Origin of the sequence: Ilyomonas limi (assembly GCF_005233845.1) — a bacterium.
In the GTDB taxonomy this organism is placed as follows: Bacteria; Bacteroidota; Bacteroidia; order Chitinophagales; family Chitinophagaceae; genus Ilyomonas; species Ilyomonas limi.
The window spans coordinates 212,533-228,084 of sequence record NZ_SZQL01000010.1 but is presented as its reverse complement, the minus strand read 5'-3'; the positions used below and the strand labels follow the sequence as shown (position 1 = coordinate 228,084).

The window sequence follows — 15,552 nt, the reverse complement described above, 5'->3', positions numbered from 1 at the left end:
TGAATAAGAAATGGAAAAATTATAACCGAACTTATAGCCATCAAAAAGCAACTGTATAGCAATTACAGGACTAAAAATTATATTTGTATAACCGAATCAGGATTTATTTAATAATCTGTATAGCTATTTTAGGACGAGTCATATAGCTATTTTAGGACGAGTCAGGACGAGTCAAAAGCGTAGGTAAAGCCTACCTAAAGCCTGGGTAAAGCCTAGGATAAGCCTGGTCAGAGACTGGTAGCTTTCATTCATTCTTCATCTTTAATTATTCAGGCAAAATCGAATAATACCATTTCAAATAAAGTTGTGCGGATTAATAAGATTACGCAACTGATTTATCTCTACTGATTAACCGGGTTATCTACCTTGAAATGGTATAAATATTATACTGATAAACTACTAACCAGTAGTGTAAAAGGTTATTCAGCAAGCCTGTAGTATCTTTAGCAACATGCCCTCTGTAGGCGTATGGTATTATCTGCGAATTAGTCGGTCCTTCACGCGCCGCAACAGCGATAAGCGGCACAGCAATGATGCGTGAAGATGCATGCCACGACAGTACGCATTCCTATCAATCTGCTACAATTATCGAATAACAATCTGCATTTTGCTAATTTATTTTGATTGCCTGCTCAGCAACAATTAACTAATATGGCGAAGGACTGATGCTCGTCCAGCCCCCATCAATAATTAAGGTTTGGCCGGTAACATGCTTTGCTTCATCAGACACTAAAAACAGGGCGGCATTAGCAATATCCGCTACGGTTGCAGGGCGGCCCATCGGCGTAATGCGCGACCATGTTTTTTCATAATCCGCCTCCTCCAAAGTTCTTTCGGTGAGGGTCGCGCCCGGCGCAACAGTATTTACATTGATGCCGTATTGCGAAAGCTCTATCACTAAATTCTTAGCCAGCATTTCAATGGCAGCTTTGCTCATGCCATAAGCACCTAAGTTTTGATGTGCCTGGTGGCCGGTAACAGAAGACATGAACAGTAAAGTGCCGCCGCTATTTTGTTGCTTCATTTGCGCCGCAGCAGCCTGTGCCAGAAAAAAAGTGCCGCCCAGGTTTACCTGCATTACCCTGAAAAAAGCGTCGGGTGTATAAGTCAAAAAATCGCCGAACAAAGTAATGCCTGCATTGGCAACCACTATATCCAGTTTGCCAAACGTGTCAACCGCTGTATTTACCAACTGTTGAATAATATTCATATCGCTCGAGTCGCCGGGGATAGCAATGCAAGTGCCATTAAGTGCTACCTCATTTGCTGCTTTTGCTGCCAGTTCGTTATCTATATCATTCAAAATAACGGCAGCACCTGCCGCAGCCAGTTTCTTGCATATTGCCAATCCGATGCCTTGTCCGGCACCGGTAACGATAGCTACTTTTCCATTCAGATTCATATAGCAATTTTGTTTTTGTAAATAATATTATTGGAGCAACAAGCTATGAGCATAAACTGTACACACAAAGTGCATAGCCTGGTTTGCATTTTTATAGCTTCCAACCTGCTACTTGCACCTTGTTGCTTGCCACTTGCAACTTATTTCTTTTAATGCGAATCTCTTGTTACTTCACTTCCCGAACTGCCTTTTAAAAAGTCAAGGTCTGCACCAAGATGCGCCTGCTCAACATGTGTTTGGTATAAATAAACATAGCCTCTTTCTGCCATGGTAACCTGCACATTTTTGCTTTGTTTTCTCCTTGCAATTTCTTCATCAGACAGATGAACCTGCAATAAACGTTTCTCCACATCTAAAGTTATCTCATCGCCATCCTGTATAATAGCTAATGTGCCACCGGCCGCCGCTTCGGGCGAAACGTGCAACACCACAGTCCCAAAGCCGGTGCCGCTCATACGACCATCGGAGATACGCACCATATCGGTAACACCTTTGGCCAGCAGCTTTGCAGGTAACCCCATGTTACCCACTTCGGGCATGCCGGGGTAACCTTTCGGACCTACATTTTTCAATATTAAAACACTGTTTTCGTCCACATCCAGCTCTTCATCATTTATCTTATGTTTATAATCATCTATGTCCTCAAATACCACTGCTTTGCCAGTATGTTGCATCAGGCGGATACTGGCTGCAGATGGTTTTAAAACCGCTCCTTCCTCGCAAATATTTCCCTTTAAAACAACAATACCTGATGTTGTATTAAAAGGCTTTTCAACGGAGGTAATCACATCCCCATTATAACATTCAACACCCTCAAAATTCTCTTTGATTGTCTTGCCGTTTACGGTAATACAATCGTTATGCAATTGAGGTAATAATTCTTTGATAACTACCGGTAATCCGCCGGCATAATAAAAGTCTTCCATGAAATACAATCCCGAAGGTTGCAGGTTGGCAATGAGCGGAATGCCCTGGGAAAAACGGTCAAAATCTTCAATAGAAAGCGGCACGCCTATCCTGCCCGCAATGGCTAACAGATGTAATACAAAGTTGGTAGAGCCGCCAATAGCTGCATTTATTTTTATAGCATTTTCAAAAGCTTCGCGGGTAAGGATATCAGAAAGTTTCAGGTTCTTTTTTACCATGTTCACAATCTCTATCCCCGATAATTGCGCCAGCACTTTACGTGCAGCATCAGGCGCCGGAATAGCTGCATTATGCGGCAAAGAAAGCCCCAGCGATTCTACCATGCATGCCATCGTAGAAGCAGTGCCCATTACCGCACAATGCCCATCACTGCGGCACATGCCAGCTTCGGCAAGCATCATTTGCTCATTGGTCATATGTCCGGAACGCACTTCTTCGCTAAAGCGCCACAAATCACTGGTGCTGATGCTTTTGCCTTTATGCCTTCCGGTGAGCATGGGCCCGCCGGAAACAACAATAGTGGGCAGGTTTACACTGCAAGCACCCATTACCAGCGATGGCGTGGTTTTATCGCAGCCACACAACAGCACCACGCCATCCAGCGGATTGGCACGGATAGATTCTTCCACATCCATGCTTGCAAGATTGCGGTATAGCATGGCGGTGGGCTTCATCAGTGTTTCGCCCAGCGACATTACCGGAAATTCTACCGGAAAACCACCGGCTTCCAACACGCCTTTTTTTACAAATTCTGCCAGTTGCCTGAAGTGCGAATTGCAGGGTGTTAGCTCGCTCCAGGTGTTGCAAATGCCAATTACCGGCTTGCCGCTGAATTCATAAGACGGAATGCCCTGCTTTTTCATCCAGGCGCGGTAAATAAATCCATCCTTTCCGGTGCGGCCAAACCAGCCTGCACTTCTTAATTGTTGCTCTTCCATTGGAAATTTGTTATGTATTGGATAATGATTGTGAAATAATCTGGTAACTTACTTTAAGTAGTCTGTCAGAATTAAATGGTGATAATCGAAGCCGTCATTCCACAAGCCTGCGGCGTCTTTAACGCCATGCCGTTGATTGGAAGCAATTATTGCTTACAACTTAGCGGGGGCTATGTGCGGATTCTGTGGGTAGAGTTAATCAAATATAATTCTGACGGGATACTTATTACTGTTTAAATCAGAACAAAACAAGAGTTACGTTTTACTATATAAAACAACATAGCACTAAAGCGATCTGCCCGTTATTACAACTTCTGTACCTGCCCGTTGTAATATTGTATTTCCTGCTTTACCGATTGTAAATTGTTTGGCTGTTCTTCTGCATCTCTTTCAATATAAACCGGTCCTTGAAAACCTTGCTTTTTTAACTCCTGAAAAATGGCAGGAAAGTCCACAACACCAGTTCCAACCGGCACATCTACCAATGCAGGATTGTTGTAAGCAGCTATATCTTTTAAATGAATAGCTATGATATGCCCGCTTAATTTCTTTATGGCATCCAATGGGTTGATGCCGCTTTTTGGCCAATGCCCCAGATCGGCGCATACACCAAAATTAGGATGTCCTTTTAAAGCCATTAATGTAGTATCCGGATTCCAGTAATGGCTGAACCCTTTCCAATGCTCATGGATGGCCACCTTGATGCCGTAAGCACCGGCAAGCGAATCAATGCTGTCCCACATATGGAGTGGCGGTTCGGTAGTTACGAATTGCACCCCCAACTGTTTGGCAATGTCAAACTGTTTTTTCCACGAAGCAATAGTAGAATCGCCTACGATGTAAATGGATGGAACGGTAAATCCATGCCGCGCAATCATGGCTTTAAGGGTATCAATACCTGCAGGTGATAATTGCAAAATCATGGAGTCTTTCAGCTCCGGGCCGGCTTTGTGAAACGTATTGGGTTCAATGTATTTCAAACCGGTACTATCCACCAGGTTTAAAGATTGGGAAAACGGAACGGTATGAAATGTCCATAAAGCTACGCCTAAATGCCAGTCAGTTGTAGGATTAACGGATGTAGCTGTGGCGCTGTCTGCGCCATTATTGTTGGCGGAGGGTGCGTTGTTGCATGCAGTAAAAAACAAGATAAACGATGCAAGGAAAGCAATGGTTGTTTTCATTGTTGTTGATTGAAAGTTGAGGCTGGAAAGTTCAGGAATTATTGGGAAAAACAACAATGGAATATCATGTTATAGCAGTGATTTACTAAAAGGTTATTTAAATTCTATAAGAATTAGGAACCGTAAGACTCAAAGAAAAGAACCTGCCTGAAGGGAGACAGGGTTACACGAAGTATGCTTTATTATTCTTTGCGCCCTTAGCGCCTTTGCGGGTAAACCAATTATTTCTAAACAGCTTTTAAAGAATAATCACTTTCTCCATAGTTCAATTTTCTTCAACAGTATGCCTGCATAAAGGCAATAGTTTATTAATCGTATTTCGTTCTACAAATACATCTGCACCATTTGCCGCCAGTGCCTTGGGCGGTGCGCTTCTTCGTTCCATACATACATGGTATTGCAGATACCTTTCTCGGAGAGCACATTACTCAGCAATACATTATTTTCAAAAAACGGATCTTCTTTACCAATCACCATTACAATCTTTAATGCCCGGAGTGCTTTTAATATCTTTTTATCCTCCAGGTTGGGTATAAACATGGTGGGCGTATTGAAGTAGATGTTTTCATCTTTATAGCCATCAAACAAATCACGGAAGTTTTGTACCTGCAGGCTTAAATCGTAGCGACCGCTCATACCCACTACTTTATTAAAATACTTTGTGTGCTTGAGTGCAATATTCATAGCATGAAAAGCACCGAGGCTGCAGCCCGCAACAATGCGATATTTATTAGGGTTTTTCTTTTTAATAAATGGCACTACTTCTTTAATGATGTATTTCTCATAATGTCCATACCGGATAATCCGTTCTGCCGGATGAATAGTTGGGTTGTAAAAGGAGTCGATATCGGCGCTATCAACACAAAATATTTGCAGGTAGCCGGCTTCAATTTTATCTTTAAGGGCATCAATAATTTTCCAGTTTTCGTAATCGTAAAACCGCGCAGTACGGGTAGGGAAAAAAAGCACAGGCACCCCCGCATGTCCAAACACCAGCAACTCCATTTCCCGCTTTAAATTTCTGCTGCGCCATTTGTAATATTCTCTGTTCATAGGTTTTATGCCATCTGCATAGCAGCAATAATCAAGCTACACTTATTTATTGGGCGGGCAAACATAATGTACCCAGTGCTTCCTTCCATACTTCATATCCTTCTTTACTCAGGTGCAGTCCGTCCTCTTCAAAATAAGCTGCGTTAGGGTATCCGTCTTCATCCAGCATGGCATTGTAAATATCAATAAAAGTGATGTTGCTTTGCTTTTGTATTTCGGCTGCTATCAGTTCATTGGCATATCTTATTTTATCGTCAATATTCCACCGGCTGATGCTTGGCTTAATAGAGATATAATACCAAGGCATACCCGGGTAATACTGGTTCATTTTATTCATTAATTCTTCAAAAAAAATAAACACTTCTTCCGGCTTTCTGCCATCGCCCAGGTCGTTGTCGCCGGCATACACAAACATCGTATGCGGTTTTTTTACAGGTGCTACAATGCGCTCGAAAAACCACACGCAAGCCGCCAGGGTAGAGCCGCCAAAGCCCAGATTGACCGGCTGGCAATCTTTAAAATCTTCATACAGGCTCTCCCACATTCTGATGGAAGAGCTGCCATAAAAAATAGTTTGCGGCTCGTATGTCAACGCATCGCGACGTTGTATCAGCTCGGCTACTTCTTCTTCGTACCAGTTCATTGACTAAATTTTTTTATTGTATATTAAAATCATTCCAGTTTGTTATTTGCAGCAATCATCATTTAACGAAAGGCTGGTGGCAAAGCAAATGATTGTATTTCATTTGAATGCATAAATAACGGATTTGTAACTTTTATAATCATTTTCCTATAATTAAAATATACCTAAATATTTAAGTAGCGCCAGACAGTTGGCACATGTTTAAGCGTTATTGTGTAAATGAGTTCACACAGTAAGAGTGAAGTTAATTGTAGCTGGTACAGATGCATAGAAGCAGCACACCAGTAGCATAGCAAAAATCCATTAGAAATGGAAAAGACTACAGTAATTCCGTACACACGCATCGTACATTTTTCCACACTTTTATCTGATAGCTTAATACACATCCGCCACGCATCCGTGCGTTCCAACCGTATCATCTGCATTCTATTCTCATCTACATCGTACATCTCACAACTCACATCGTACATATTCTTACCTTCGCAACCTCATTTACAATTGAACAGTCATTATAAACAACATACATGGAAATAACCGCACAAACCGCCGAACAGCTTCGCATTACACCCGAAGAGTTTGAATTAATAAAACAAAAGCTTGGCCGCACACCCAACTTTACCGAGCTATGCACATTCAGCGCCATGTGGAGCGAGCACTGTAGTTATAAAAACTCTATCAAATGGCTCAAAACCTTGCCGAGGGAAGGCGGCAGGATGCTGGTAGCCGCCGGCGAAGAAAATGCCGGGCTGATGGACATGGGCAACGGCTATGGCGTGGTGTTTAAAATAGAAAGCCACAACCACCCAAGCGCATTGGAACCTTTCCAGGGCGCGGCAACCGGCGTAGGTGGTATTCACCGCGATATTTTTACGATGGGGGCACGTCCTATTGCGGCCCTCAACAGTTTACGTTTTGGCAATTTAAAGGATAATAAAACAAAAAGATTGCTCGCCGGCGTAGTGCATGGCATTGGTCATTACGGCAACTGCTTTGGCGTACCTACCGTTGGCGGCGAAGTGTATTTTGACGAATGTTATCACACCAACCCGCTGGTCAATGCCATGAGTGTAGGTATTGTAAAAGTAGGCAAAACCGTGAGTGCTACGGCGGAAGGCATTGGCAATCCTGTATTTTTTGTAGGCAGTGCTACGGGTAAAGATGGCATTGGTGGTGCTTCGTTTGCCTCTGCCAACATTACTGAAGAAAGTGTGGAAGAACTGCCAGCCGTGCAGGTTGGCGACCCTTTTCAGGAAAAGAAATTACTGGAGGCCTGCCTGGAAGTAATAGAAACCGGTGCTGTGGTAGGTATGCAGGATATGGGCGCGGCAGGTATTATTTGTTCTACTGCCGAAATGAGCGCCAAGGGCGGTGTAGGTATGCGCATAGATTTAGACAAAGTGCCTACACGCCAGCAAAATATGAAAGCATGGGAACTGCTGCTGAGTGAAAGCCAGGAACGTATGCTGATTGTGGTGGAAAAAGGTAAAGAAGATGCGGTATTGAAAGTATTTGAAAAATGGGACCTGCCTTGCAGTAATATTGGCGAAGTAACCGGCGATGGCTTACTGCAATTTTATATGCACGGCGAGCTGGAAGCAGTAGTGCCTGCTTATGAATTGGTATTGGGCGGCGGTGCACCACAATACGCGCGGGAATACAAAGAGCCAGCTTATTTACAGGAGATAGCGAAGTTCTCCGTTAATGACGTGCCCGATATAAAAGATGCTACTGAATTAAGAAATGTTGCAGAGCAAATAATACAACTTCCCAACATTGCCAGCAAACGCTGGATAAGCGTGCAATACGACAGCATGGTGGGTGCTGCAAATGCCGGCACCAACGCCCCAAGCGATGCAGCCGTAGTGCTGGCAAGAGGCACCGGCAAGGCATTAGCTATGACCGTTGATTGCAACAGCCGGTACGTTTATGCCAATCCGCAGGTGGGCGCGGCCATTGCCGTTGCCGAGGCTGCCCGCAATATTGTATGCAGCGGCGGCGAACCCATTGGTGTAACCAACTGCCTCAATTTTGGCAATCCTTATATTCCGGAAGTATATTACCAGTTTGTAAAAGCAGTTACCGGCATGGGCGAGGCTTGCCGGGCATTCAACACCCCTGTAACCGGTGGCAATGTGAGCTTTTACAACCAGAACCCCGATGGTCCGGTTTATCCTACACCAACCATTGGCATGGTGGGCGTGATTGATGATATCAGCAACCACATGACGCTGGACTTTAAAAGAGTTAATGACGTTATCCTGCTGATTGGTAAGGTGAAAAATGATATTGCTTCATCGGAATACCTGCATAAAATAAGAGGGGTGAACTATTCGCCCGCACCTTATTTTAACATGGAAGAAGAAAAGCATTTGCACGAAGTAATTGCTGCATTAATAAAGAATAAAGCTGTACAAAGTGTACATGACGTAAGCGAAGGCGGCATAATGGTAACATTAATGGAAAGTGGGTTTAACAGGGGGCTGGGTTTTGATGTTTCGTTCAACAATCATTATGTAGATGAAAGCAATGAACGCAACGATGCCTTTTGGTTTGGCGAAGCACAGGGACGGGTGATTGTTTCGGTTGCCGATGAGCACATGGAAGCATTTTTACAACACATTGAAAATGCCGGCATCGAAACAGTAGAACTTGGACAAGTAACCAGCGGCGATGTGTTAGTAAATGGTGATAACTGGGGCAACATCAATGAATGGAAATACAAATACGACACCGCCATTGAAAAGCTCATACAAGCATAAGTGTATAAAGATTTGTAAATTTGGAAAAATGCAATTTTATGTTAGTAGAAGAAAGAAGAGAAAAGCTGATAAATACAATCAGTCATCTGCCTGAAGATAAGCTGGCTATTGTTGAAGAATTATTATCAAAAATAAATGATGCAAAAAACTCAACAATTGATCATATTTACAAAGAGGCTGTGTCAAAATATAATGAAACCCCGCAAAAACTGGCTCAATGATAACGTTAGATGAAGTATTACAACTTCATGAGAAGTCTATAAGAGATTATGAAGGCAGTTTGGGCGTGCGGGATATGAATTTACCGGAAAGTGCAGTAGTAAGACCTCTTCAGTCATTCGGCGGTACAGAATTTTATCCTACTCCCTTCGATAAAGCAGCCGCTATTATAGAGAGTATAGTCAGGAATCATCCTTTTATTGATGGTAACAAACGGACAGGATTTCTTGCAGGTTTTGCATTATTATATCGCGTTGGTTTGCTGATTGCAGCAGATCAGGAAATGGCTTATAATTTTGTAATTGATATAGCTTCATCAAACATCTCCTTTGAAGACATTGGACTTTGGCCTCAGCAAAACACACAACCTATTTCATTATAAACATCTATGAACAACAATATAGCTATTATTGGCGGGGGCAATTTGGGTAGCGCCATTGCCGAAGGTCTTATCAGCAGCGGCTTTGCACAACCGCAACAGATCATTATTACTAAAAGAAACATTGCCACACTGGAGCCGTTGCAGCAAAAAGGCGTGCAGGTAAGTAGTGATAATACAGCAGCCATTCAGTTTGCAGAGTGGGTAATCCTGGCTGTAAAACCCTTCCAGATAAAAGATATTTTACAACAACTAAAACCACATTTACAAGCCGGCAGGCACAAGCTGGTAAGCGTTATCACCGGCATCTGGATAAAAGATATGCAGGAGATTTTGGGTAACGATTTTACGCTCTTTCGTGCCATGCCCAATACCGCCATTGCTATTCGCGAAAGTATTACCTGCGTTTGCCGCTACAACGCCAGCAGCGGCGATTCTGAATATATCAGCAACTTGTTTAATAATCTTGGCAAAACCGTTTTCATTGAAGAAAAACTGATGGATGCGGCAACAGTATTAGGTGCCTGTGGAACGGCTTATGCCATGCGTTATATCCGCGCCAATATACAAGGTGGTATAGAAATAGGTTTTGATGCTGCAACTGCTGCGCTCATTGCAGCACAAACGGTGAAAGGTGCTGCTCAATTATTACTAACCAAACATACGCACCCGGAGCAAGAGATTGATAAAGTAACCACACCAAAAGGCTGCACTATTGCCGGACTTAACGAAATGGAACACCAGGGCTTCAGCTCTTCATTGATAAAGGGTGTGGTAACGAGCTACAAAAAAATTGTGACGGATATGTAATAATGTCAACTCCAAAACACAAAGGTTCAAAGTGCTGGTAATTTACCCGCACTTTGAACCTTTGTGTTTTCGACAGGCGCGCGCCTCCATGCATTGGAGCGAGTTACCATAGCAATAATGGCAAGTATTCTTCAGTGAATTCTTTTATGTAAATGACTAATCGCTACATTCCCTTTCCTATTCTTAAAAACCACTTAAAGAAAAATGCTTCCTTTACCGATATTATTTAAATCTTCCTAAAATCATTTAGTCTTCATTAAAATAGCTTCGATACATACTAATCGTACGCTTTTTTTTATCAATTTTAACCTGTAAAATGGTAAGCCCATTATCATCTTACAGTTTTTTTACCAAATCCAATATCATCCTCTTGAAAAAGCCTATACATTTTCTGCAGCTTTGTACAGTAGTTCTTCTTTCGCTGTTTGCTGTTAGTGCCAAAGCACAGCCACATGCTGCCTTTTCCAGTGATGTTATACAAGGTTGTTCGCCGCTGGTGGTGCAGTTTACCGACAATTCGACCGGTGACCCCACCGAGTGGTTGTGGGATTTAGGTAATGGTACCAAATCAACTAATCAATCACCGTCGGCTGTGTTTTTAAATGCAGGTACAGGCACTATTACTTATACCATCAAACTGGTGGTAAAAAATAGTATCGGTGCAGATTCTGTTGTTAAGGAGCGATATATTTCCGTTTATTCCAATCCACAGGTTGCTTTTACATCCGATATAACGCAGGGATGTCCGCCATTTATTGCACATTTTACAGATCAAAGTAAAAACGGTTCGGGAACAGTTACCTCCTGGCTTTGGGACTTTGGCGAAGGTACCGTATCAACCGAACAAAACCCGTCGCACACTTATTCATTGCCTAATATTTACACAGTATCGCTTACCGCCACCAACAGCGAAGGTTGTAAGCAAACATATACCTGGGAAAAGTATATACAGGTGGCTGACACTGTGAATGCTGATTTCGATTACAAGTACACCAATATTTGTCAATCACCTGCACCGATAGCATTTACCAATCGTTCTTCTTCGGCAACACCGCTGTCTTCTTTCAACTGGACGTTTGGCGATGGACAAACATCGAGCGACAGTGCACCCTCACATACCTACAATAACATTGGCACTTATAAAGTGCAGCTTGTTGCTGTAAACAACAGCGGTTGCAAAGACACAATCATCAAAAGTCTGACCATCGGTAAAGCAGGTGCCGACTTTACTTACAACACTTCCACTGCTTGTACCAACAGCGCGGTGGCATTTACCAACACTTCTTCTACTATACCGGCATCTGTAAGCTGGGATTTTGGCGATGGCACTACCTCAACCATTATTTCGCCAAACCATATTTATAAAAATGCCGGAAAATATACAGTAACAATGAGGGCTGATTTTGGCAGTTGTGTGAGCAGTATTAAAAAAGATATTACTATACAAAACCGCCCGTCTGTTGCATTTGATGTATCTAAAACAGATATATGCCAACTGCCATACAAGGTACAATTTACCAACAGGAGCACCGATGCAGTTACCTATAAATGGACGTTTGGCGATGGACAAACTGATGCAGCAATCAATCCCGAACACGCCTATACTGCTGCCGGCTTTTTTGATGTAAAGCTGGTTGCCTCCTCAGCCAATGGTTGTGCCGATAGCATTACTCAAAAACAAGCCGTGCGTGTTGGTCCGCCGGTTATTAATTCATTGGGGGGCAACTTGCCGGTATCGGGTTGTGTACCACAAGCCATTAATCCAAAACCCAACATTACTTCTGCCGAACCCATTGTGAAATATAAATGGAATTTTGGTGATGGCACTACCTCGGAAGAAGCCAATCCTACGCATGTATATAATAAAGAAGGTGTATTTGCTGTGCAATTGATAGTATTTACAGCCAGCGGCTGCAGCGATACGCTTACGCTTGAAAAAGCTGTTATTGCAGTCATGAGCCCGGTTGCAGGCTTTAGCGCCAGCCCGCTGGATGTGTGTGCCAAAAGTGCAGTAACATTTACCGATAGCAGCAGAGGCACTGTTACCGACTGGTCGTGGCAATTTGGCGATGGCAGTACTTCCACATTACCCAACCCGGTGCATAAATATGGCGACACAGGTTACTTTAAAGTAACGCTTGTAGTAAGCAACAACCAATGCCGCGATACTATTACTAAAGAAAAATATGTACATATCCGTCCGCCGGTAGCAGCTTTTTATTACAAAATAGATTGTGCCGAACCATATAAACGCACATTCAAAGAAACGAGTAAAGGCGCTCTTTCGTGGCAGTGGGATTTTGGTGATGGCACTTCCACAACAACACCTTCGCCGCTGCACAACTATAGTACCACCGGCACTTACAATGTGCAATTGATAGTTAAAAATGAGCAGTGTTCGGATACTGCAAAGCAGGTATTAAGAATAGTGGATGAGCATCCAACTTTCTCTTATGCAATGGCAGGTGAAGCAGCGTGCCGCAACGATGCAGTGAATTTTGCTGCAGCCAATTTCAACGGGGAAAGCATCAGTTCTTTTAGCTGGAATTTTGGAGATAGCACCCCTGTAAATACTTCCTCCAATCCAACACCTACACACCAATATGCAGCCGCCGGCAACTTTGCACCCCAGCTTATTACTACTGATGTGTTGGGATGTAAAGACACCATAGATAATAAAGTAGCCATAAAAGTGTTTGGAGCAAAAGCGGGCTTTAGCAATCTGGCAGGAATTTGTATCAATTCTACCGCCGCATTTACCGATACTTCAAAAAGCGATGGGGCGCATCCCATTACTAAATGGGAATGGAGCTATGGCGATGGAAAAACCAGCAGTTATACCACTGCACCTTTCAATCATTTATACGATACCGCAGGTTATTTTAATGTGAAACTTACAGTATACGACAGTTATGGTTGTAAAGATTCGGTAGTAAAAACAAAAGCAATACAGGTTACTAACCCGGTTGCTGATTTTACTTCGGCAGCACCTGTAAAATGCGTAGGAAATAATATATCTTTTGTAAATAAAGCAGTGGGTGAAAGTTTAGTATATAGCTGGAATTTTGGAGATAATACGGCTGCTTCTTCCGATGCATCGCCGGTGCATACTTATAAAAACGAAGGTCTGTACGGAGTAAAATTGAACGTAACCGATAAATACGGTTGCAAAGCAGAGATGGACAAACAAAACTTTGTAACCATCTCCAATCCTAAAGCTGCTTTCAAAATGAACGGCCCAACAGAAGGCACTTGTCCGCCCCTGATTGTAAAGCCAACAAATGCCTCTACCAGCTTTACATCTGTATCGTGGATCTTTGGCGATGGTGCTATAGCCGCCATGGCGAATCCTACGCACATCTATACACAAGGTGGCAATTTTGAAATGAAGCTGATTGCAAAAGGTTATGGTGAATGTTATGATACAGCTACGCAATTAATTAAGTTGAAAGGTCCTTCCGGCTCTTTCTCATACGATATATTAAAAGGTTGTAACCCTACTACTGTTACCTTTAATGCGATTACTAAAAATGCAACCAAAGTTATCTGGGATTATAGCGATGGCAACGTAGATGAGGGCATGGAAAGCACAAAAAAGCATACGTACAACGAATATGGACAATACATTCCCAAGCTGGTGATTACCGATAATGCAGGTTGTCAGGTAGGCATTGAAAACCCCGATACTATTTATATTTCGGGTATCAAACCAGCTTACCTTTTCTCAACACAAACTGCCTGCGACTCTTCTATGGCAGGTTTTGCAGACGCTTCCACACCGTATTGGGATAAAGTAAAATCGTACCAATGGAGCTTTGGCGATGGTACTGTATCCGATGACAAAAACCCTATTCATTATTATAAAGTATCCGGCAAATACAGAACAACACTTACCGTAAATACAGCATTTGGTTGTACCGACTCGCTATCGCAAATGGTGGATGTAACAGTACACACTTCACCTGTGGCAAGCATCACTGCTCCCGATTCTCTTTGCGTAGCTACTTTAGCAACATTAAAAGCAAATGATGCGGCAAAAGCACCAACCACTACATGGCAATGGGCATTGAATAAAAGCACATCCATCGGCACTGCACAAAATGCTTTGTATCAGTTTAACGAGCCAGGCGCTTTTGTACTTTCTTCGGTTGCTACCACCTCTTTTGGCTGTACTGATACTGCTACACATAGGCTATTTGTAGTAGCAGCCCCCAACATCAATGCCGGCATAGACACTTTTGTGTGCAAAGGCGGCGCTACATTGCTCTCCGCAACTGGTGCTAACAAATATCACTGGAGCAGCCAATCCAATCTTAGCTGTGCTAATTGCGCCAGCACTATGGTGAGTCCATCAGAGGCATCGCAGTATATTGTTACCGGCAATAATGGTTTTGGCTGCCTGGCAAGCGATACGGTAAACGTAAGAGTGATAGAGCCAGTGAACGTAATCGCACAAAACGACACGTTGTGCTTAGGTGAAAATGCTACGTTGCAGGTAAGTGGTGCAAAACTGTACAACTGGTCACCTGCTGTTTTCCTGAGCGATGCTACCTCCGGTGCGCCTGTATTTAAAGCTGCAAAAGATACCACCATAACCTACACGGTAACAGGTACTGATGAAAAGAAATGCTTTGCAGATACAAAGAATGTAACCGTAAAAGTGTATCCGATACCACATATTGAAATTGCAGATAAACAAATTGATCTGAATGTTGGTTCCTCAGTGCAGTTGATGATGAAAAGTTCGGCAGATATTACACAGTGGCGCTGGAGTCCATCCACTTTCTTAAGCGATGCTTCGGCACAAAATCCAATTGCTACGCCCAAGCAATCTATCACTTATACCTGTGTGGCTTCCAACAACGGTTCCTGCTTTGCCCGTGACCAGATCTCTATCAATGTGATGTGCAATCAGGCAAATATGTTTGTGCCCAACACCTTCTCTCCAAATGGCGATGGGATTAATGATCACTTTTTCCCGCGCGGACAAGGGGTTTTCAATATTAAATCGTTGCGCGTCTTTAACCGCTGGGGACAGGTAGTGTTTGAGAAAAACAACTTTTTGCCCAATGTAGAAAATGATGGCTGGGATGGCACTTTCAAAGGCCAGCCGCTCGCCTCCGATGTATATGTGTATATGATAGAAATTACTTGTGATAACAACGCTGTGGTTCCATTTAAAGGCAATGTTACATTGCTGAGATAAGGATTATTTGAATGATGATTAAGAAGCTGCTT

Annotated in this window: 10 protein-coding genes; 5 read left to right on the top strand and 5 right to left on the bottom strand. The window is 43.0% G+C overall.

Going from position 1 to position 15,552, the window contains the following annotated elements:
• Positions 1–646: 646 nt before the first annotated feature.
• From FC093_RS13825 to FC093_RS13805, 5 genes are all read right to left on the bottom strand, one after another.
• Positions 647–1,402 carry an SDR family NAD(P)-dependent oxidoreductase gene (locus FC093_RS13825; RefSeq protein ID WP_137262384.1) on the bottom strand — a complete coding sequence of 252 codons (756 nt, stop codon included), beginning with the start codon at positions 1,400–1,402 and terminating at the stop codon, positions 647–649.
• Between the two features lie 149 nt (positions 1,403–1,551).
• Positions 1,552–3,267 (bottom strand): IlvD/Edd family dehydratase, encoded by a 1,716-nt coding sequence (locus FC093_RS13820; RefSeq protein ID WP_137262383.1) that lies wholly within the window; start codon positions 3,265–3,267, stop codon positions 1,552–1,554.
• Between the two features lie 305 nt (positions 3,268–3,572).
• Entirely contained in the window at positions 3,573–4,451 is an 879-nt protein-coding gene (locus FC093_RS13815; protein WP_137262382.1) for a sugar phosphate isomerase/epimerase family protein, read from the bottom strand.
• A 324-nt stretch (positions 4,452–4,775) separates the two neighbouring features.
• A complete protein-coding gene (locus tag FC093_RS13810) occupies positions 4,776–5,504 on the bottom strand; it encodes an esterase family protein (protein WP_137262381.1) in 729 nt (242 codons plus the stop codon).
• A gap of 46 nt (positions 5,505–5,550) precedes the next feature.
• On the bottom strand, positions 5,551–6,147 hold the full coding sequence (locus tag FC093_RS13805; RefSeq protein WP_137262380.1) for an SGNH/GDSL hydrolase family protein: 597 nt from the start codon (positions 6,145–6,147) through the stop codon (positions 5,551–5,553).
• A 524-nt stretch (positions 6,148–6,671) separates the two neighbouring features.
• Here FC093_RS13805 and purL point away from each other — a divergent pair.
• From purL to FC093_RS13780, 5 genes are all read left to right on the top strand, one after another.
• Entirely contained in the window at positions 6,672–8,906 is a 2,235-nt protein-coding gene (gene purL, locus FC093_RS13800) for a phosphoribosylformylglycinamidine synthase subunit PurL (protein ID WP_137262379.1), read from the top strand.
• 38 nt (positions 8,907–8,944) lie between these two features.
• Positions 8,945–9,127, top strand: a complete 183-nt coding sequence (locus FC093_RS13795) for a hypothetical protein (RefSeq protein WP_137262378.1) — start codon at positions 8,945–8,947, stop codon at positions 9,125–9,127.
• Positions 9,124–9,507 carry a type II toxin-antitoxin system death-on-curing family toxin gene (locus FC093_RS13790; RefSeq protein ID WP_137262377.1) on the top strand — a complete coding sequence of 128 codons (384 nt, stop codon included), beginning with the start codon at positions 9,124–9,126 and terminating at the stop codon, positions 9,505–9,507. The genes FC093_RS13795 and FC093_RS13790 overlap by 4 nt, the downstream gene beginning before the upstream one ends.
• Before the next feature lie 6 nt (positions 9,508–9,513).
• Complete coding sequence (gene proC / locus FC093_RS13785) at positions 9,514–10,314, top strand: pyrroline-5-carboxylate reductase (RefSeq protein WP_137262376.1); 801 nt, start codon at positions 9,514–9,516, stop codon at positions 10,312–10,314.
• Positions 10,315–10,684: 370 nt separating this feature from the next.
• Positions 10,685–15,520, top strand: coding sequence for a PKD domain-containing protein (locus FC093_RS13780; RefSeq protein ID WP_170971087.1), 4,836 nt, complete (start codon positions 10,685–10,687; stop codon positions 15,518–15,520).
• The last annotated feature ends 32 nt before the right edge of the window (positions 15,521–15,552 follow it).

Coding starts and splice junctions, on each gene's coding strand:
- purL (WP_137262379.1), top strand. CDS start 6,672: ATGGAAATAACCGCACAAACCGCCGAACAGCTTCGCATTACACCCGAA.
- FC093_RS13795 (WP_137262378.1), top strand. CDS start 8,945: ATGTTAGTAGAAGAAAGAAGAGAAAAGCTGATAAATACAATCAGTCAT.
- FC093_RS13820 (WP_137262383.1), bottom strand. CDS start 3,267: ATGGAAGAGCAACAATTAAGAAGTGCAGGCTGGTTTGGCCGCACCGGA.
- proC (WP_137262376.1), top strand. CDS start 9,514: ATGAACAACAATATAGCTATTATTGGCGGGGGCAATTTGGGTAGCGCC.
- FC093_RS13810 (WP_137262381.1), bottom strand. CDS start 5,504: ATGAACAGAGAATATTACAAATGGCGCAGCAGAAATTTAAAGCGGGAA.
- FC093_RS13790 (WP_137262377.1), top strand. CDS start 9,124: ATGATAACGTTAGATGAAGTATTACAACTTCATGAGAAGTCTATAAGA.
- FC093_RS13815 (WP_137262382.1), bottom strand. CDS start 4,451: ATGAAAACAACCATTGCTTTCCTTGCATCGTTTATCTTGTTTTTTACT.
- FC093_RS13825 (WP_137262384.1), bottom strand. CDS start 1,402: ATGAATCTGAATGGAAAAGTAGCTATCGTTACCGGTGCCGGACAAGGC.
- FC093_RS13805 (WP_137262380.1), bottom strand. CDS start 6,147: ATGAACTGGTACGAAGAAGAAGTAGCCGAGCTGATACAACGTCGCGAT.